The organism is Aestuariivirga sp., from assembly GCF_020252395.1.
Lineage (GTDB): Bacteria > Pseudomonadota > Alphaproteobacteria > Rhizobiales > Aestuariivirgaceae > Aestuariivirga.
Genome location: NZ_JADCDB010000021.1, coordinates 68,298 through 85,390 on the forward strand (window position 1 = coordinate 68,298; position 17,093 = coordinate 85,390).

Annotated in this window: 17 protein-coding genes; 3 read left to right on the plus strand and 14 right to left on the minus strand. The window is 66.1% G+C overall.

Translation table 11 applies throughout. From position 1 onward, the window contains the following. Nucleotides 1-2 precede the first annotated feature (2 nt). From IOC82_RS10965 to IOC82_RS10975, 3 genes are read right to left on the minus strand one after another with little or no spacing between them, the layout of a single operon-like run. On the minus strand, nucleotides 3-1,058 hold the full coding sequence (locus IOC82_RS10965) for a lipocalin-like domain-containing protein (RefSeq protein ID WP_290546231.1): 1,056 nt from the start codon (nucleotides 1,056-1,058) through the stop codon (nucleotides 3-5). After that, nucleotides 1,048-3,459 (minus strand): ABC transporter permease, encoded by a 2,412-nt coding sequence (locus IOC82_RS10970; RefSeq protein ID WP_290546232.1) that lies wholly within the window; start codon nucleotides 3,457-3,459, stop codon nucleotides 1,048-1,050. The genes IOC82_RS10965 and IOC82_RS10970 overlap by 11 nt, the downstream gene beginning before the upstream one ends. Then, complete coding sequence (locus IOC82_RS10975; protein ID WP_290546233.1) at nucleotides 3,459-4,115, minus strand: ABC transporter ATP-binding protein; 657 nt, start codon at nucleotides 4,113-4,115, stop codon at nucleotides 3,459-3,461. Before IOC82_RS10975 ends, IOC82_RS10970 begins: the two co-directional genes overlap by 1 nt. 144 nt (nucleotides 4,116-4,259) lie before the next feature. Here IOC82_RS10975 and IOC82_RS10980 point away from each other — a divergent pair, with 144 nt between their 5' ends. Both IOC82_RS10980 and IOC82_RS10985 read left to right on the plus strand, forming a co-directional pair. Continuing rightward, nucleotides 4,260-4,784, plus strand: a complete 525-nt coding sequence (locus tag IOC82_RS10980) for a 2,4'-dihydroxyacetophenone dioxygenase family protein (RefSeq protein WP_290546234.1) — start codon at nucleotides 4,260-4,262, stop codon at nucleotides 4,782-4,784. Beyond that, nucleotides 4,781-5,515 carry an SDR family oxidoreductase gene (locus IOC82_RS10985; protein WP_290546235.1) on the plus strand — a complete coding sequence of 245 codons (735 nt, stop codon included), beginning with the start codon at nucleotides 4,781-4,783 and terminating at the stop codon, nucleotides 5,513-5,515. Before IOC82_RS10980 ends, IOC82_RS10985 begins: the two co-directional genes overlap by 4 nt. A 66-nt stretch (nucleotides 5,516-5,581) precedes the next feature. Here the strand turns inward: IOC82_RS10985 and IOC82_RS10990 are convergent, their stop codons facing one another. From IOC82_RS10990 to IOC82_RS11040, 11 genes are all read right to left on the minus strand, one after another. After that, entirely contained in the window at nucleotides 5,582-6,538 is a 957-nt protein-coding gene (locus tag IOC82_RS10990; protein WP_290546236.1) for a sugar-binding transcriptional regulator, read from the minus strand. Nucleotides 6,539-6,561: 23 nt separating this feature from the next. Continuing rightward, nucleotides 6,562-7,248 carry an HAD family hydrolase gene (locus IOC82_RS10995; protein ID WP_290546237.1) on the minus strand — a complete coding sequence of 229 codons (687 nt, stop codon included), beginning with the start codon at nucleotides 7,246-7,248 and terminating at the stop codon, nucleotides 6,562-6,564. 7 nt (nucleotides 7,249-7,255) lie between these two features. Beyond that, nucleotides 7,256-8,101, minus strand: a complete 846-nt coding sequence (locus IOC82_RS11000) for an endonuclease/exonuclease/phosphatase family protein (protein WP_290546238.1) — start codon at nucleotides 8,099-8,101, stop codon at nucleotides 7,256-7,258. A gap of 134 nt (nucleotides 8,102-8,235) precedes the next feature. Next, the gene (locus IOC82_RS11005; protein ID WP_290546239.1) at nucleotides 8,236-9,609 is read right to left on the minus strand and encodes a hypothetical protein; all 1,374 of its coding nucleotides are present in this window, start codon (nucleotides 9,607-9,609) and stop codon (nucleotides 8,236-8,238) included. A gap of 2 nt (nucleotides 9,610-9,611) precedes the next feature. Next, the gene (locus IOC82_RS11010) at nucleotides 9,612-10,307 is read right to left on the minus strand and encodes an ABC transporter ATP-binding protein (RefSeq protein WP_290546240.1); all 696 of its coding nucleotides are present in this window, start codon (nucleotides 10,305-10,307) and stop codon (nucleotides 9,612-9,614) included. Then, nucleotides 10,307-11,002, minus strand: coding sequence for an ABC transporter ATP-binding protein (locus IOC82_RS11015; RefSeq protein WP_290546310.1), 696 nt, complete (start codon nucleotides 11,000-11,002; stop codon nucleotides 10,307-10,309). The genes IOC82_RS11010 and IOC82_RS11015 overlap by 1 nt, the downstream gene beginning before the upstream one ends. Further along, nucleotides 10,999-11,949 (minus strand): branched-chain amino acid ABC transporter permease, encoded by a 951-nt coding sequence (locus tag IOC82_RS11020; protein WP_290546241.1) that lies wholly within the window; start codon nucleotides 11,947-11,949, stop codon nucleotides 10,999-11,001. The genes IOC82_RS11015 and IOC82_RS11020 overlap by 4 nt, the downstream gene beginning before the upstream one ends. Further along, nucleotides 11,946-12,827, minus strand: coding sequence for a branched-chain amino acid ABC transporter permease (locus tag IOC82_RS11025; protein ID WP_290546242.1), 882 nt, complete (start codon nucleotides 12,825-12,827; stop codon nucleotides 11,946-11,948). The genes IOC82_RS11020 and IOC82_RS11025 overlap by 4 nt, the downstream gene beginning before the upstream one ends. Nucleotides 12,828-12,887: 60 nt before the next feature. After that, nucleotides 12,888-14,192, minus strand: a complete 1,305-nt coding sequence (locus IOC82_RS11030) for an ABC transporter substrate-binding protein (RefSeq protein ID WP_290546243.1) — start codon at nucleotides 14,190-14,192, stop codon at nucleotides 12,888-12,890. Between the two features lie 93 nt (nucleotides 14,193-14,285). After that, complete coding sequence (locus tag IOC82_RS11035; RefSeq protein WP_290546244.1) at nucleotides 14,286-14,729, minus strand: MarR family transcriptional regulator; 444 nt, start codon at nucleotides 14,727-14,729, stop codon at nucleotides 14,286-14,288. A 3-nt stretch (nucleotides 14,730-14,732) separates the two neighbouring features. Beyond that, nucleotides 14,733-15,506: a ferredoxin--NADP reductase gene (locus IOC82_RS11040; RefSeq protein WP_290546245.1), complete on the minus strand. Its 774-nt coding sequence runs from the start codon at nucleotides 15,504-15,506 to the stop codon at nucleotides 14,733-14,735. A 96-nt stretch (nucleotides 15,507-15,602) separates the two neighbouring features. On the opposite strand from IOC82_RS11040, the gene IOC82_RS11045 reads away from it, so the two are divergent. Beyond that, nucleotides 15,603-17,021, plus strand: coding sequence for a 6-hydroxynicotinate reductase (locus IOC82_RS11045; protein ID WP_290546246.1), 1,419 nt, complete (start codon nucleotides 15,603-15,605; stop codon nucleotides 17,019-17,021). Nucleotides 17,022-17,093 lie beyond the last annotated feature (72 nt).

Consider the following 17,093-nt stretch of genomic DNA (forward strand, 5'->3'; position numbering starts at 1 on the left):
CCTCAGTATCCCGTCATCTCCACATACCCCACGCCCGGATGCGTGCCTTCGATCCGCACCGGCCCTTCCCAATAGGCGACCTGCGTCGCCATCCACGCATCCTCGTTCACCGGCGCCGTCGTCACCTCGATCCCCTTCGCCGGCAAGGACACCTTCCACCGCACCGGCACGCGGTGGCCCTTCACCTCTGCCCAGGCGAGCGGGCTTACCTTGAGTGCGCCCGGCAACTGCGGCTCGGGCGTGCCCCCGGCATTGATCCAGGTGGCCGATGTGAAGCCCTCGCCCGCATCGCGCAGGCGGAAGCCCATCAGTTTCGCGCCACTCGCGAAGTGGAAGGAGAACCAGTCCCAGCCCGTCTGGTCCTTGGCCAGGGGCTGGGAGGACCATTCATGGTCAAACCACGCCTGCCCCGTCACCGCGATGTCCCTGCCCCCGGCGGCGATGGTGCCCGTCACCGCATAGAAGGGCTGCGAGTAATAATAGCTCGCCTGTCCCTGGGCGGACTTCACCGAGTAACCTTCTTCGCCCTGCCGCACGAGCGGCCCATGAGAATCGAGCGTGAGGGCGTAGGAGAAGTCCTCGCCCGCGGCGGTGATGGCGAGTGCGGAGAGTTCATCCGCCGGCGGCGCGGCGCGGCTTGTCATGCTCCAATCGTCGATCGTTGCGCTGAAGGGCGAAAGCGTCACGCCCGCCTGCCCAACGCCGCCGCGCGCCACGCGTTCGGCGGAATGATGCCGCTCCGCCGTGGTAATTGCGGCGTGGCCCATCCACAGCTGCGGGCTTTGCCAGCCGGGCTTCTCTTCCGGCGCCAATGCCGAGCGGAACAGCGTCCACTGCGCGCCATAGTCCTTGCCATCCGCGCCCTTGAGGTTGGCGGTGAGGTACCACCACTCGATGCGATAGTCCGGATGCGCGCCATGATCCTGCGGGAAGGACAATGCGACGCCCCGCTCCGGCGCCGCAAAGCCCTGCGCATCGCCGCCCAGCCCTGCGAAGCCCTGGGCCAGTGCGGGCGCCGCCATCATCAGCAGCATCAGGAAGATCGCTCTAACGTTCATTGGCGAACACCTTCACGAGATCGGCGGGGGAGCGGTGGGTGAGCCACAGCGCGGGCAGCAGCGCCGCCAGCACCGCGCTCGCCACCGCGAGAATGAACAGCCGCAGCCAGTCCAGCGGGAAGAGATGCATCGGCAGCAGCCAGCCGAAGGCCTCGACATTGATGACGGCCAGCAGCATCCAGGCGAGGCCCAGCCCCACCGGCACCGCCGCCAGCATGGTGAATGACGCGAGTGCAGCGCTCCTCAGGATTTCGAGCAGCGCCAGCTTCCTCAGCGTCAGTCCCGTGGCCCAGACGGGCGCGAGCTGCGCCAGCCGCATGCCGGACAGCGTGAGCAGGCTCGCGAAGATGGCGAGTCCCGCCACGCCCAGCGTCAGCACGTTGAGTGCCGCCGTCACCGCAAAGGTGCGCTCGAAGACTTTCAGCGAGAAGGCCTTCACCGCCGCCTGGTTCACCACGTTCTCGGGCGCCAGTCCGAACGCGGCGCGCAAATCCCCTGCCAACTGCGGCGCCCTGTCCGGGGCGATGCGCACGGCATAGCGCAGGCGGCTGGCATCGGGGAAGAGCTTCACCAGCGCGTCCACGCCGAGGATCACCTGCCCCTTCGGATTGCCATAGTCGGAGAAAACGCCGACCAGCGGCAGGCTCGCGCTCCCTTCCAACGGAATGACGTCGCCAAGCTTCAGCTTCTGGCGGCGCATCAACTGCTCGTTGGCGAGCACGCCTTCGCCTTTCGCGACGCGGTTCCATGCATCGGGCACGGACTCCAGCATCGGCCAGTGGTCGCGATAGGTGGCGTGATCGGCCACGCCATAGACCTGCACCGGCTGGCCGGACGTCCGGAGTTCCGCATTCCAGATCGGCAGCACCGCATCGCTGCGGCGGCTGAGCCAGTCGCGCACCTTCTGCGATTCCTCCAGCGAGCGCGTGGTGACATAGAGTTCCGGCGCCAGCCGCTGGTCGAGCCAGCCTACGAAGGTCTCGCGGAAGCTCTGCACCATGGTGCCCACCCCGGCATTGGCGGAAAGCGCCAGAAGCAGCGCCATCAGCGCCAGCGACAGGCCCGGCAATTGCTGGCGCGTATCGGCCCAGAACCATTGCGCCACCACGCCCCTCGACAGCCTGCCGCCGAGATCCAAGAGCAGCGACAGCGTCAGCGGCAGGATCAGCGCCGCGCCCAGCAGCATCGCGCCCAGCGCCGCGAAACCCGCAACGAGCCCGGTTCCCAACTGCGCGGCCAGCCATGCCACAACGAGCAGCAGGAGGCCGCCCACGGCCTGAAGGCGCAGCGCGCTTTCCGAGGCGAGGCTCCAGGCGCGTGGTCTCGCGGGCGCCAGCAGCGGCATGGAGGCGATGCGCCACAGCCGCGAGGCCGCCGAGGCCAGCGTGCCCGCCACCGCAATCGCCAGCCCCAACCCCCACACCGAAGGCCGGATTGACAGCGCGCCCGGCACCTCCGCGCCATAGAGCCCGCGCAGGCTCGCCGCCACATCGGGCAGCAGCAGCGAGGCCACGCCATAGCCCAGCGCCACGCCGGCCAGCCCCGCGGCGGTGGACAGCACGAGAAGCTCCGCCACCATCAGGGCGATCAGCGCGTTGAGCGGCAGGCCCACCGCGCGCAATGTGCGGATCGCCGGCAGGCGCTGCTCGAAGGCAAGCCCGATTGCCGAATGCACGATGAAAAGCCCCACCGCGAAGGCGAGGAAGCCGAAGGCCGTGAGGTTGAGGTGAAAGCTGCCGGTGAGGCGCGAGAGATCGCTCTCCACTGCCGGCGCGCGCCGCACGAGATCCGGCGCCACCGCCGCCAGCGGCCTTGCATGTGGCGGCTGGCGGGGCACAATCAGCAGGCGCGAGACCTGCCCCGGCGCATCGAGCAATGTCTGCGCGATGCCGATGTCGGTCAGCGCCGTGCCCGGCGGCAGCGCATCGCTGATGCGCAAGGGAGGCGTATCCATACCCTCCAGCCGCTTCGCCGTCTCGGGCGAAACGATGAACACGCCGGGCGGGGTGATGAAGCGTTGAAGGCCAATGCCGGCCGCGCCCACATTCACCTGCGCGGCCTCGGAAGGCAGTGTCACCGGGTCGACGCCCAGAATGCGCAGGCGTTCAGCCCCGAAGCGCTTCTCGCCTTCGATGACGGGCGAGACGAGCCAGCCCGCCTTGCGCAGCGCGATGTAGCCGGATTGCGGAAAGCGCGCGCCATCGGCGCGGACGAGCTGCTCCAGCCGGTCCTGCCCCACCACGGCGGCGGCGCGCGCATAGCTGGCGCGGGCCTCCTCATTGATGGCCTGCACGGCAGACCACAGGGCGGTGGCCAGCGCCAGCCCCGAGAGCAGCATGGCGAACTGCAGCTTGTGCCGCCACCAATGCGAGAGGAGAACGGCGAAACCCTGTGCGAGCATCAGGAAAGCTTTCCGGCCGCAAGATGCAGACGCCGCCCGAGGCGCGACGCAAGCCTCGTTGAGTGCGTCACCATCAGCAGCGCTGCCCCCGTCTCGCGCATCAGCGCCAGCATGAGGTCCAGCACCGCATCCCCCGTCGCCTCGTCTAGATTGCCGGTGGGCTCGTCGGCAAGGATCAGCCGCGGCCGTCCTGCCAGCGCGCGCCCGATGGCGACACGCTGCTGCTGGCCGCCGGAGAGTTGCTCGGGGTAGCGGTCGAGGAGGCTCGCCAGCCCCAGCCGCTCCGTCAGGCGCCCGGTCCACGCCGCATCGTATCGGTCTCCTAGCCGCGCCTGGAAGGCCAGGTTGGCGCGCACATCGAGCGACGGGATGAGGTTAAACTGCTGGAAGACGAGGCCCACGCTCACCCTCCGGAAGGCCGCCAGCTCCTTGTCGCCCAACCGGGCAATGTCTTTTTCCTCAAAGCGGATCGCGCCTGAATCCGGCCGGTCGAGCCCGCCCGCGAGGTGCAGCAGCGTGCTCTTGCCGCTGCCGGACTCGCCCGTGAGCGCCAGGCTCTCACCCGCGTCGAGCGCCATGCTCACGCCGCGCAGCACCTGCAGCACGCCTTCGCCGGTGGGGTAAGACTTGCTGACTTCCTGGAGGGCTAGAAGCATCACGGTTCCTGTTGTCGTGCGCTGTACTTACGCATGAGGCGCGGCTTCGGACCCGTGGTTCCTTGCCGCAAGCATTGCCGGTCCGTCACTTCCGCCATCATCCGGCATGGTCTAGTCTTGTGGCATCGACAAGGGGGAATTCCGATGCCGGCCGAGCCAGACCAACACGCGCGCATGCCCTACCAGCTGCCATTCCCGCCCGATGCGCTGGCCGAGATCGTGGTGCCGGACGCCATTCCCCAGGACGAGCGCTTGTGGGTGCCACAAGCCGAAAATGTGTGGTTCCGCCCGCTCTGCCTCAATCGCAGCCAGGGCTATTGGATGAACCTGCTGAAGGTGCGGAAGGCCGGCGTTCTCTCCCGCCACCGCCATCCCAATCCGGTGCACGGCTTCGTGCTCAAGGGCCGCTGGCACTATCTCGAGCATGACTGGGTGGCCACCGCCGGAAGTTATGTCTTCGAGCCGCCGGGCGAGACGCATACGCTGGTGGTGCCAGACAATGTGGAGGAGATGATCACCCTCTTCCAGGTTCACGGGATCATGTATTACGTCGACCCTTGGGGAAGGAACCTTGGGTATGAGGATGTTTTCACTAAGATCGACATGTGCCGGGCACATTTCGAGAAGGTGGGGCTGGGAGCGGACTACGTGGTCCGCTTCATCCGATGAGCATCTGGCCCAGCGGCTGCTTTGCCGGGAAACAGGTGCTCGTCACCGGTGGCACCTCCGGCATCGGTGCGGCCATCGCAGCGGCTTTTCTCGATGAGGGCGCCATCGTCACCGCCACGGGTGTCTCGCTCGAAGAGCCAGCGCTGGCGGCCCAGTCCATGCCCGGTCTGCGCACCACCGTGCTGGACGTGCGCAATGCCGCCGATATTGAAAGCCTCGTCGCCTCGCTTCCCGCGCTCCATAATGTCGTGAACTGCGCCGGCGTCATCAGGCGCGGCGCCGAGCATGATCTGGACGTCTTCGCCGACGTCATTGACATCAACCTCACCGGCGCCATGCGCATCTGCACGGCGGCGCGCACCAAGCTCGCGAAAACGAAGGGAACCATCGTCAACACCGCCTCGGTGCTGAGCTTCTTCGGCGGCGGGCTGGTGCCGGGCTATGCGGCATCGAAGGGTGGTATTGCGCAGCTCACCAAGTCGCTGGCGATTGCCTATGCGCCGGACGGCATCCGCGTCAACGCAGTGGCGCCGGGCTGGATCGAAACCCCGCTCACCGCCGCCCTGCGCGAGAACGCCGAGCGCAACGCGTCCATCCTCGCCCGCACGCCCTTGGCGCGCTGGGGAAAGCCGGAGGATATCGCGGGTGGCGTTCTCTACCTGTCCTCCCCGCTCGCCAGCTTCGTCACCGGCACGGTGCTGGCGATCGACGGCGGGTATATGGCGGCGTGATTCGCGGAGGTCTCCGCCCCTGCCCCCGGTCTCAACACCCGCGAGGGGTTTTGATTCACGGCGGCCTCACGTCTCCAGCAGCAGTTCCGCCATGGTCTCGTTGGTGATCAGTCCATTGATCAGCTTGCCGCGTATCGCGCCCTTCACCGCGCGCAGGCGCGGAGTTGCCATGGCGACGCCGATCACCTTTTTTTGCGCCGGCTGGTCCAGCGGCACGCTCAGCACGCGGTCATTGGTGAGGCCCTCGATCAGGGCCCCTTGCGCATCGAAGGCCCAGCCGGTGATCTCGCCCACCGCGCCTGCGCGCATCAGGGCGCGTATCTCGTCATGGCGCACGAAGCCGTCGCGCAGCAGGGCGGCTGTTTCGTCCACAGTGCCGATGCCGATGAAGGTGACATCGGCCTGGCGGGCGAGCTCGATCACGTTCCTCAGCGTCTTCTGCGACAACAGCAGCGTCTTTTCATGCACCGTCGGCGCGATGACGGGTAGCGGCATCGGGTAGTGCGGCGCCTTCACCCGGTCGCCGATGCGGCTCACCACGTCGAACAGCGAAGCCGATCCATCGGGCGCGATGTTTCCGACAAGGGAGACCATCTTGTGCTGCGGGCAATCCATGGGGCTCACCTGCTCCACCATGGCGCGCAGCATGCGCCCCGTGCCCATGGCACAGATCACCGGGTGCTGGGAGACGAGATAACGCTCGAGTTCGGCCGCGGCTGCTTCGGCGACACCCAGCGTGTCGGACGTCGAGGCGGGGTCGGCTGGCGCCACCTCGCACATGATGAGACCGTAGACCTGCTTCAGCCGGCCGGAGAGTTCGATGCAGCGGCCGATGGGATGATCGAGCCTCACTTTGATCAGCTTCTCGCTCACCGCGAGCGACACGAGGCGCTGTGCGGTCTGGCGGGAGACGCCCAGCTTCTTCGCGATCTCGTCCTGCGTGTTGCCGGCGATGTAATAGAGCCAGCCGGCGCGTGCCGCATCGTCGAGCCTGTCGCTGTCCGCGTCGATCTTCCGGGTCATGCCGTCACCTTTCAGCGCTACAACTAAGGCGAGGCGGCGGAAGAGGAAAGCCCCAATTCGCGGAACGCCGCGCCCAGCTCCGGCATGCCCGCCACCACGCGTTGCGGCGTCACGCCGCCGGGCAGGCGATAGCCCGCCAGCACGTGGCAGCCACCGGCGAAGTGCCACACCTCCATTCCCGCCGCGAGTCCGCCCCTCACGCCCAGCTCGCTGTCCTCGATTACAAGGCACTGCGCGGGCGCAACGCCCATCCTCGCGGCGGCATGCAGGAACAGGTCCGGCGCGGGCTTGCCCCTCGGCACCTCGGATGCCGTGAAGCAACGCCCCTCGAAATAGGAAGCGAGGCCGGACGCGTGCAGCGACAGCGCCAGCCGCCGCGGGCTCGAACTGGTGGCGAGGCAGAAGGGCACACTGAGCGCCCCCAGCACCTCCGCAACTCCGTCCATCGGCTTCAGCCCGGCCGCGAGCGCCGCGAACAACCGGTCGCGGTAGCGCGCCTCGAAATCCTCAGGCAGCGGCCGCCCGAAGCGCTCCTTCGCGCGCAGCGCAGCGGCGGCGAAACTGCGGCCCAGGAAATCGCTGCGGAAGGCCTCTTGCGACAGCGGGAAGCCCTCCTCCGTCATCATGGCCATCAGCACGCCGGCGCTCAGCATCTCGCTGTCGACCAGCACGCCGTCGCAATCGAAGATGACGAGCTCCGCCGCGCTCACCGCGCCCTCATGCGCCGCCCTGCGCCGCAGCGATGCCGCGGGTGACGCCGATCACCGCTCTGACCGGCAGGTGGTCGGAGGCGATGCGCGAGAGTTCCGTCTCCACCGCCTGCATCTCATAGACCGTCACATGCCGGTTGGTCAGCACGCGGTCGAGCGGCCACAGCGGAAAGCGCGAGGGGAAGCTGGCGATGGTCATGTCGACGTCGGAGAGATGCGGGTCGAACGGCCTCAAGGCCGAGCGCCCGCCGGTTCGCCACTCGTTGGTGTCGCCCAGCAGGATCACCGCGCGGTCGTCCACCGGGTGCGCCGCATGGAGGATTGCCTCCGCCTGCCGCGCGCGGGAGGACTTTAAGAGCCCCAGATGCGCGCCGATGATGCGCAGCGGCAGGCCGGAGAATTCGAAATCGACCAGCACCGCGCCGCGCGGCTCGAAGCCCGGCAGCGTCATCTTGTGGACGTTGGCGACGTTCCCCGCAGTCTCGCGATAGAGGATCACATTGCCATGCCAGCCGTGGCTCAGCTTGCGCGAGCCCTGGTCCAGCACCGAGCGGTAGCCGCCTTTCTCGTACAGCGCCTTCAAGTCCAGCAGGCCCTTGCGGCTGCCGAAGCGCTGGTCCGCCTCCTGCAGCGCCACGATGTCGGCCCCGAGTTCCAGCACCACATTCAGAACGCGGCCTGGGTTGAATACGCCATCGGTGCCCACGCATTTGTGCACATTGTAGGAGGCAACCGAAATGGTGAGAGCAGGCTCATGCCCGTCATGAGTGGGGCGCTTCTGGCCCTTGGGCGCGGGCTCCCGGCCGGCCGCGTGTGTGAGGTTCCGGCGCAGTGCAGGAACGATATGTTTCATCGTTTATTCATCCTTGCCATCAGGACCCTGCTCCGTCCCGGATGACATATGTTTCGCAGCCTGACAAGGTGCCTAACCGCCACTGCAGGTTCAAGAGCCTTCTTGGCGCAATGATGACGGCAGCGGGCCGCGGGTCACGCTATCGCCGGGGCTCCCAGCAGCCACAAGCCGAAGCCCGTGTAACCTACCATGCACAGCGCCAGCGGCAGTTCGAGCCGCATCACGCGCGGCGCGGAGAGCCCCTCCTGCACCGCGGCCGAATGCGCCACGGCCACGCCGATCACGTGGCCGATGACCAGTGCCGAGGTCTGCGTGGCATAGATCGCGAAGGCGCCCGAGGCCGTGTTCTGGAATGACATTATCACATGCGCATGCCCGATGCCGAGGAGATCGGCGCCGGTTTCCAAAGGATCGTTCAACGCCAGCAGCAGGTATTGCGACTTCACGATCGTGTCACTCAGATAATGCGCGGCGTGATAGGCGATAGAGATCGGGATCAGCGAATAGACCAGCCGCCCGCATAATCTCCCCAGCGAATCCGGCTTTCCTGACCATACCCATCCGGCCCACACCGCCGCGAAGAAACCCGCCGCCAGCACGCCGCTCACTAGCAGGATTCCTGCCGTGTTCGCACCCATCAGCGGCGTGCGGCCGGGATAGTCGAGCGGGTTGATGCCGATCATCGAGAGCCACAGGAAGGTGTTGGCGAAACCATCGAAGGTGATGGCGCCGAGCGTCAGCAGCACGAAGATGACGCCGCTCACCGGCAGCACGGGAAGCGACAGCAAGCCCGCGCCAGGCCAGCGCAACCCACCGCGCCCGAAGGGTGCTGCCGCACCGAGCTGGGCGAGGAACACCGCGAAGGGGTCGGCCTTGCCCAGCCAGTCCTTCACGCCGAACACCAGCAAGCCCGCAAAACTCACCGCAAGATAGATGCAGACGGCCGCCGCCAGGATCGCCGGGTCCTCGGGCGCGGGCCACACCAGCTGAAACCACGCGAAGCCGAAAAAGATCAGCACCGCGGGCCAGTATGAGGCCCATGCCGGATAACGCAGCGGCGGCGGGCCCTCCTCGCGTCCGAAGCGCCCCGTCAGCAGCGCGTGAGGCCCGGTGAAGGGATTGAGCGCCTCCCACAGATTGCCGAACAGCGGATGCAGCATCACGATCCCCACCCACCACAGCGTCCAGATGGCGAGCGGCAACAGGTTCTCGACCGGGTCGCGCGGCCCTGCGAAGCCCAGCACGATCAGTCCGCCAAGCATGAGCGCCGAGATCAGGCTCACCCCTTGCGCCACGGCCGGCCACAGCGGCAGCACGGGCGGCGGGGCCTTCATGGCCAGCCGCGGCAGCAGCGTGACGGCGATGAAGGAGACGAGCACGGCGGCGGCACCGCCCGCGATCACCCAGCCCGTCGGCAGCAGCATCACGAAACCGCGCCCCGCGGCATGGGCGAAGGCGGGCAGCGTGAAGAGGCAAAGCGCGGCAAGGGCGAGGACCAGCCGACGCATGATCAAATTCCCACGTAGCGGTCGATGAGCGCGCGGTCCTTGGCGAGGTCCGCCGCACTCTCGAGCCCCGTGACGCGGCCGTTCTCGACGAAGGCCACGCGGTCGGCAACCGGCAGCACCGCATCGACGCGCTGCTCCACCAGCAGCGTCGTAACGCCATGTTCTTTGAGGTCCAGCACGGATTGCCGGATACGCGCGATCATCGCGGGCATCAGGCCCTCGGTGGGTTCGTCGAGCAGCAGCAATTTCGGTGCAATGCAAAGCGCGCGCGCCATGGCCAGCATCTGCTGTTCACCGCCGCTCATGGTGCCAGCGCGCTGGGTCAGGCGGTCCTTCAACAGCGGGAACAGGCTCAGCACATGTTCCAGAACCTCCGGTCCCGAATTGCGCGTCATCAACCCGACGCGCAGGTTCTCCATCACGGTCAATTCCGAGAACAGCCGCCGCCCCTGCGGCACATAGCCCACGCCATGGCGCGGAACCTCATGCGCCGGCAGGCTCGAAAGCTCCGTGCCGTCGAGCACGATCGACCCGCCACGCGCCGGAACGAGCCCCATGATGGCCTTGAGCGCCGTGGTCTTGCCCGCCCCATTGCGCCCGAGCAGGCACAGGATCTCGCCCTTCCCGGCGGCAAGCGAGAAGGAGCGCAGCACCTGCGCCTGTCCATAGAAACAGTCGACGCCACACATCTCGAACATTAGCCGGTTCCCAGATAGGCAGCCTGCACGGACGGATTGGCGCGGACCTCCTCCGGCGTCCCCTCGGCGAGGATCATGCCGCGGTCCAGCACGGTGATTCGGCTGGCGAGTTCCATGACGAGTGGCATGTTGTGCTCGATCAGCAGCACCGTCCCGTCCTTCGCCAAATCGCGCACCAGGCCGATGAAATCAACGATCTCGGCATCGGAGAGGCCCTGCGTGGGCTCGTCGAGAATGAGCAGCTTCGGCTTCAGCGCCAGGCCCATCGCCACTTCCAGCAGGCGCTGGTGGCCGTAGGCCAGTGTCCCGGCGATCTGCGAGGCGCGACCCGCCAGCCCAACCCGCTCCAGCGGCTCGAGGCTCGCCCTGCCGCCAGGCTGGTGCGCAGCGAGCGCCACGTTCTCAGCCACCGAGAGGTTCTGGTAGATCGAGGTGATCTGGAAGGTATAGGCAATACCCTTTTGCACGCGGCGGAAAGCGCGAAGAGCCGTGATGTCATCGCCCTCGAACAGGATTGTCCCGGCACTGGGTGCGATGCGGCCGGATATGAGGCTCACGAATGTGGTCTTGCCCGCGCCATTGGGCCCGATCACGGCGCGCACCTCGCCCTTCTCGACGCGGAAGTCGACACCGCTCACGGCCTTGAGCCCGCCGAAGCTCTTCGACAGCCCACGCGTTTCGAGCAGCACCGTCATGGCAGCCATCGCCAGTATCGCTGCCGCAATGTGCCGAGAATCCCCTTGGGAAAGAACAGCACCAGCAGGATGAGCGCCACGCCGACGAAGAGAAGACTGGCCGAGGTGAAGCCAGACGCGAAATCGACGAGCAGGAACATCAGCGCCGTGCCCAGAACCGGACCCAGTACGGTGGCGGCCCCGCCCAGCAGCGTCCAGAGCAGCGGGTGGATCGAATACTGGATCGAGGCCAGTGTGGAGCCCGCATAGGCGAAGAGCAGCGCATAGGCCGCACCCGATACGGCCGCGAAGCTCCCCGACAGCACGAAGGCAATGAGCTTGTAGCGCTTCACGTCATAACCCAGCATCGCTGTGCGGCTCTCGTTCTCGCGGATCGCCACCAGCACGTGGCCGATCTTCGAGCGCACGGCGATCAGACACAGGACAATCGCCACCGCGAGGAAGGCCAGGGCGATGTTATAACGCAGCACCGGGTCCGCGAGGTTCATAGGCACGCCGAACAGCGGGAACATGCGCTGGCCGTCCTTGATGACGATGCCCTCGTCTCCGCGCGTGATATCGCCGAAATAAAGTACCGCGAGGAAGGCGGCCTGGCTGAACATCAGCGTCACGATCATGAAGGCCACCCCGCTTGCCCTGAGCGCGACGAAGCCGATCACGATGGAGACGATGACGCCACAGAAGGTAGCGAACAGAAAGGCCTCCGGCGCCGCCATGCCGAGCCGCGTGACGCCCAGAGCTGCGCCGTAAAGCCCGGTGGCGAAGAACATCGCATGGCCGAGGCTCAGCAGCCCCGCATAGCCGAACAGGATGTTGTAGCCCAGCGCATAGACCGCCAGCACCATGATGCGGGTGATGGTCAGCACCGCATAGTCGCTCGCCACGAACTGGGCGAGGAACAGCGCCACGATCACCGCGCCATGCAGAGCCACGATGCGCGCGGTCATCGGGCCGGAACCCCGAACAGGCCTTGCGGCCGGAACACCAGAACCAGCGCCACGGCGAGTGTCGCGATGATCGAGGCCAGTGTCGGCGAGAAGAAAATGGAGATCACGCCATCGCTCAAGCCGATGATGACGGCGGCAATAACGCTGCCCTTGATCGAGCCCAGCCCGCCGATGATGACGACAATGAAGCTCATCAGAAGGGGATCGAGCCCCATCAGGTAATGCGCCTGCTGGATGGGCACGATCAGCACCGCGGCGATGGCGACGAGCGCCGCCCCCGCCACGAAGACAGCGGAATATACCTGGTTCACCGGAATGCCGAAGGCCGTCGCCGTCTCGCGGTCGAACTGGGTGACGCGCATGATGAGGCCGAGCTTGGTCTTTGCCAGCACCCACCACACGCCGAGCAGCAGCGCCACGGAGGCCACCACCACGAACAGCTTGTAACCCGAGAAACCGAACCACGGCAGTGCGATGCGATAGCTGAAGGGCGCCGGCACCGCCTTGGCATCGGCGCCGAACACGCTGAGCGCCAATTGCTGGATCACGAACATCAGCCCGATGGTGGCGACGATGGTTGCCTCGGGGTCATAGTTGATCCGCCGCAGCAGCAGACGCTCGGTCACAAAGGCCAGCGCACCCACCAGCAAGGGCGCCACGATCAGCGCCGCGAGGAAGCCCACCGCCGGCCCGCCCGGCGCCATTTTCGCCACGAACCAGGCCAGCATGGCGCCCAGCATGAAGAATTCGCCATGCGCCACGTTGACGACGCGCATGACGCCGAAGACCAGCGACAGGCCCAGCGCCGAGAGCGCGAGGACGGCAGCGGCCACCGTGCCTTCGAGAAGGGCGAGCAGGAGGTGCGGGAAGAAGGCCAAGCTTTACGCCGTGCGCGAGGAAAAGGATGGCCGGGGCAACGCCCGGCCATGATGACCGTATCAGAGAGGCATCGCCGTATAGTCGGCCTCGGGCTCGTACATGCCTTCCTCAATGGTCGTGCGATAGACCAGTTCGCCCACGCCGCCCTTCACCTGGGTGATGTTCTGGTGGCCGAAGACCTGGTGGATCTTGCCGTTGAAGACCTTGTCGCCCTGCGGGTGCTCGTTGCCCTCGGGAATGGTGGTGATGGCTTCCGCGGCCTCGATGAGCTTGGCGCGATCATCCGGCCCCTTGTAGCCCGCCGCCTCCATCGCCTGCTTGATGATGTAGAGCGTCTCCCAGCAGCCGAACATGTGGGAATAGGTCGAAACATCGTTGGGGTCGGACACGCTCGAACCATACTGGTCAACGCCCACCTTGCCGCGATAGAAGGTGTCGGCGTCGGCCGGCTTGGCGCCGGCATTACGCGGATACGCCTCCCAGAAATAGGAACCCTCGAGGAATTCGAGGCCCGGACTCTTGAGGCTCACTGCCTCGAGGCTGTCGATGAAGCCGAAGAGCGGCGGGTGGTTCGAGCCATAGAACTCGCCCAGTTCCTTGACGAAGGTCAGCACCGCGGGACCCACCATCACGTGGTAGATCACTTCGGTGCCGGACGGGATCTGCGCGAAGTAGCGCGAGAACGAGGTTTCGGTCGGCGGAATGGGGATCAGCGCATTCACCTCGCCGCCTTGCGCCTTGATGGCGGCGGAGAAATAATCGCGGTGGTCATAGCCGAAGGCAAAGTCCGGGAAGATCATGGTGACCTTCTTGCCCAGGTTCTTGGCGATCCACGGCGCCATGGAGATGACCTGGCTCCGCACATCGGTGATGCCCGGCTGGAAAGTGTAGCGGTTGAGCTTGCCGGACGCCACGTGATGGCCCTCGGACACGACGAAATAAGGGATCTTCAATTCGCCGGCGCGCGGCGCGGAGCCCATCACCACATGACTGAACAGCGTGCCGAAGGCGACGTCGCATTTGTGCTGCGTGGCGAATTTCTCGACGACTTCAGCACCGCGGCCGGGGTCTGTCGCATCGTCCTCGGCGACGATCTCGACCGGCCGGCCGCCGATGCCGCCCGCCTCGTTGATGAGTTTCACCGCGGCATTGGTGGTCTGCTCATACCACTTTCCGTAGGCAGCGCCGATACCTGTCTTGTGCACCTGGAAGCCAATGCGGATGGGTTCGGAAGATTGCGCCTGCGCATAGCGCATGAAGCCAGGCCCCATCGTCGCGGCAGCAGCACCCGCGCCTGCAAGCTTCAGGGCGGAGCGGCGCGAGATGAGCTTCTTGTCAGGCACGATCAGCTTACGTTCCGGCATGATTTCCTCCAGTGATGTGTTTGCCCCCAAGGGGGTCCGGTCTGACGCCGGGCAGGATCATATCAAAAGAAACGCGGGCGGATAGGGGCTTGCTCAGCCAATGCGTTTCAGCAATTCCACCAATCGGCGGCGCTCGGCGGCGTCCAGCGGCTTCAGCGTTTCGGCTGTTATGGCGGTTGCGGCGGGAGCGCCGCGTTCCACCGCCGCGAGCCCAATGCGGGTGATCGACACGCGCATGCGCCGTGCATCGTCGGGGTCGGGGGAGACGGCCACAAAACCGCGCTTCAGCAGGCGGTCGACGACCCCCTTGATGGTGGCGGCATCCATGGCCGTTTCGCGGCCGAGCAGGTTCTGGGAGAGCGACTCGAATTCGGCAAGCTTCACCAGGGCGGCCCATTGCGTGGGCGTCAGGTCGTCGGTGATGCGGCCGGCGAAGATCGCGGCGTGGCGCTGAGCCGCACGGCGCAGATGAAAGCCCACCTGATCTTCGAGGCGGTAGCCGCCAAGGGCGGCCGCCTTCGCTCGCGCCCCGGCCATGGCCTATTTCTCCACGAAGGCTTTTTCGATGACGTAGCTGCCCGGCCCGTTGCTTGAACCCTCGCTGAAGCTCATGCCCTTCAACAGGCCCACGATGTCGGCGAGGAAGGCAGGGCTTCCGCAGATCATCACCCGGTCATACACGGCATCGACGGGCGGAAGCCCCAAATCCTGAGCCATCTTGCCGTTGCCCATCAGCAGCGTGATGCGGCCACGGTTGCGGAAATCCTCGCGCGTCACGGTCGGGTAATAGAGCAGCTTGGCGCGCACCAGTTCACCCAGCAACTCGTCGTTCGGCAGATGGTTCTCGATCTCGCCGGCATAGGCCAGTTCCGCCACGGTGCGGCAGCCATGGACGAGGATCACCTTCTCGAAACGTTCATAGACGGCGGGGTCCTTCACCAGGCTCATGAAGGGCGCAAGCCCCGTGCCCGTGCCGAGGAGATAGAGGTTGCGGCCCGGCAGCAGGTTATCGAGCAGCAGTGTGCCCGTCGGTTTCTTTCCCACAAGGATCTTGTCGCCCACCTGGATGTGCTGGAGCTTGGAGGTGAGCGGACCATCCGGCACCTTGATCGAGAGGAACTCAAGCTCGTCGGCGTAGTTCGGGCTTACCAGCGAATAAGCGCGCAGCAGCGGCTTGCCGTTCACCTCGAGGCCGATCATCGTGAATTGGCCGTTCTCGTAACGGAAGGCTGGCGAACGGGTGGTCTTGAAGCTGAACAGCCGGTCGGTCCAGTGGTGGACGCTCAGCACTTCTTCCTCGTACAACGCACTCATGGGCTGCCCCGTCCTGAAATTTGTTTGTATACATACAAAAAATATGGGATCATAGGAGTCCTGTCAACAGCCGTTTCGCAGTTGCGAAGGATTGCCATGGACACCCTGACGGACAAGATCCGCTGCGATGCCTGCCCCGTGCTCTGCTACATCCGGGAGGGCATGTTGGGTGCCTGCGACCGCTATGCCAACAAGGGCGGGGTGCTGACCCGTGTCGACCCCCACGTGCTGCTGGAGCGCACGGTGCAGAAAGGCGGCAGCCTGGCGCCCTTCCTCCCCGCCTCGCAGGACTGGGACGGCCGCGTGGTGCGCGAGCCTGAAACCTTCGTCACTGCCGTCGGTGCGGGCACCACATACCCCGACTACAAACCCGCGCCCTTCATCGTCTCCTCGGAGGTTGATGGCGTCGACATGGTCACCGTGGTGACGGAGGGCATCTTCAGCTACTGCGGCCTCAAGGTGAAGATCGACACCGACCGCCACCTCGGCGCGGAGACCGCCGCCGTGCGCGTCGATGGCGAGCAGATCGGCCATGTCACCACTGCTGAATACGGCTCGCAGATGCTCTCGCTCGGCGGCGTGCGCCACCTCACGGGCGGTTCCAAGAAGGAGGGCCGCGTCACCTGCGAGGCCATGCTGGCGCTTGCCAATTGCAAGCCTGTGGAAGTCTGCGTCGATGGTGGCGCCACGCTCATCATCGAGGCGGGCAAGGCGCCGATCATCAATGGCGTCAAGGAAGAGCGCATGCGGGTGGGCTGCGGCTCCGCCACCATCGGCATGTTCGCGAAACAATGGATGGGCCTCGTCGATGAGGTCGTCGTGGTGGACGACCACATCACCGGCGTCCTCTCGGAGCACCAGGCCGGCAAGTTCCTTGGGCTTCCGGACACCGGCATCAAGATGAGGGGCCACCGCTCCACGCCGGGCCGCTACTTCAAGGTGGCGCAGCCCGGCGCCGGATGGGGCGGCACCGACCTCACCGACCCACTCGCCATCCTCAAGCCCTTCGACCCGAAGGAGGCATGGCCGGGCCTGCGGCTGCTGATGGTCTCCACCACGGGCGAGCATTACGCCTACTTCGAACTCGATGGGGCGCTGGCCCCTATCGAGAAGGACCTGCCGCCGGCGCTGAAGCTCTCTATCGACCGCATCCAGGAAAACTGCGAGCCGGCCCTGTCCTCCGTTCTCTTCATGGCGGGCGCCGGCGGCTCGCTGCGCGCCGGCGTCACCGAGAACCCTGTGCGTCTGACGCAATCGGTGAAGCAGGCCGTCACCCGCGTCACCGCCGGCGGTGCGCCCTGCTACGTCTGGCCCGGCGGCGGCATCACCTACATGGTGGATGTCACCACGCTCCCGGAGAATGCCTTCGGGTCGGTGCCCACGCCCGCCCTCGTCGCCCCCATCGAGTTCACCATGACGAAGACTGCTTACGGGTCGCTCGGCGGCCACATGAACGAGCTGCGCGCGCTGGCCGACATTATACGCGACGGCACGAAGAAGCGCATCGCCGTCTGAGGCGCGAAGGGCCGATCGTTCAAATGTAATCGATTTGCTCAGCAGGCCCTAACCACCCGCCCAGCTGCCACT

Bases quoted from the DNA above. Each gene is read 5' to 3' on its own strand.
- IOC82_RS10965 (WP_290546231.1), bottom strand. From the start codon at position 1,058: ATGAACGTTAGAGCGATCTTCCTGATGCTGCTGATGATGGCGGCGCCC.
- IOC82_RS10970 (WP_290546232.1), bottom strand. From the start codon at position 3,459: ATGCTCGCACAGGGTTTCGCCGTTCTCCTCTCGCATTGGTGGCGGCAC.
- IOC82_RS10975 (WP_290546233.1), bottom strand. From the start codon at position 4,115: ATGCTTCTAGCCCTCCAGGAAGTCAGCAAGTCTTACCCCACCGGCGAA.
- IOC82_RS10980 (WP_290546234.1), top strand. From the start codon at position 4,260: ATGCCGGCCGAGCCAGACCAACACGCGCGCATGCCCTACCAGCTGCCA.
- IOC82_RS10985 (WP_290546235.1), top strand. From the start codon at position 4,781: ATGAGCATCTGGCCCAGCGGCTGCTTTGCCGGGAAACAGGTGCTCGTC.
- IOC82_RS10990 (WP_290546236.1), bottom strand. From the start codon at position 6,538: ATGACCCGGAAGATCGACGCGGACAGCGACAGGCTCGACGATGCGGCA.
- IOC82_RS11000 (WP_290546238.1), bottom strand. From the start codon at position 8,101: ATGAAACATATCGTTCCTGCACTGCGCCGGAACCTCACACACGCGGCC.
- IOC82_RS11005 (WP_290546239.1), bottom strand. From the start codon at position 9,609: ATGCGTCGGCTGGTCCTCGCCCTTGCCGCGCTTTGCCTCTTCACGCTG.
- IOC82_RS11010 (WP_290546240.1), bottom strand. From the start codon at position 10,307: ATGTTCGAGATGTGTGGCGTCGACTGTTTCTATGGACAGGCGCAGGTG.
- IOC82_RS11015 (WP_290546310.1), bottom strand. From the start codon at position 11,002: ATGACGGTGCTGCTCGAAACGCGTGGGCTGTCGAAGAGCTTCGGCGGG.
- IOC82_RS11020 (WP_290546241.1), bottom strand. From the start codon at position 11,949: ATGACCGCGCGCATCGTGGCTCTGCATGGCGCGGTGATCGTGGCGCTG.
- IOC82_RS11030 (WP_290546243.1), bottom strand. From the start codon at position 14,192: ATGCCGGAACGTAAGCTGATCGTGCCTGACAAGAAGCTCATCTCGCGC.
- IOC82_RS11035 (WP_290546244.1), bottom strand. From the start codon at position 14,729: ATGGCCGGGGCGCGAGCGAAGGCGGCCGCCCTTGGCGGCTACCGCCTC.
- IOC82_RS11040 (WP_290546245.1), bottom strand. From the start codon at position 15,506: ATGAGTGCGTTGTACGAGGAAGAAGTGCTGAGCGTCCACCACTGGACC.
- IOC82_RS11045 (WP_290546246.1), top strand. From the start codon at position 15,603: ATGGACACCCTGACGGACAAGATCCGCTGCGATGCCTGCCCCGTGCTC.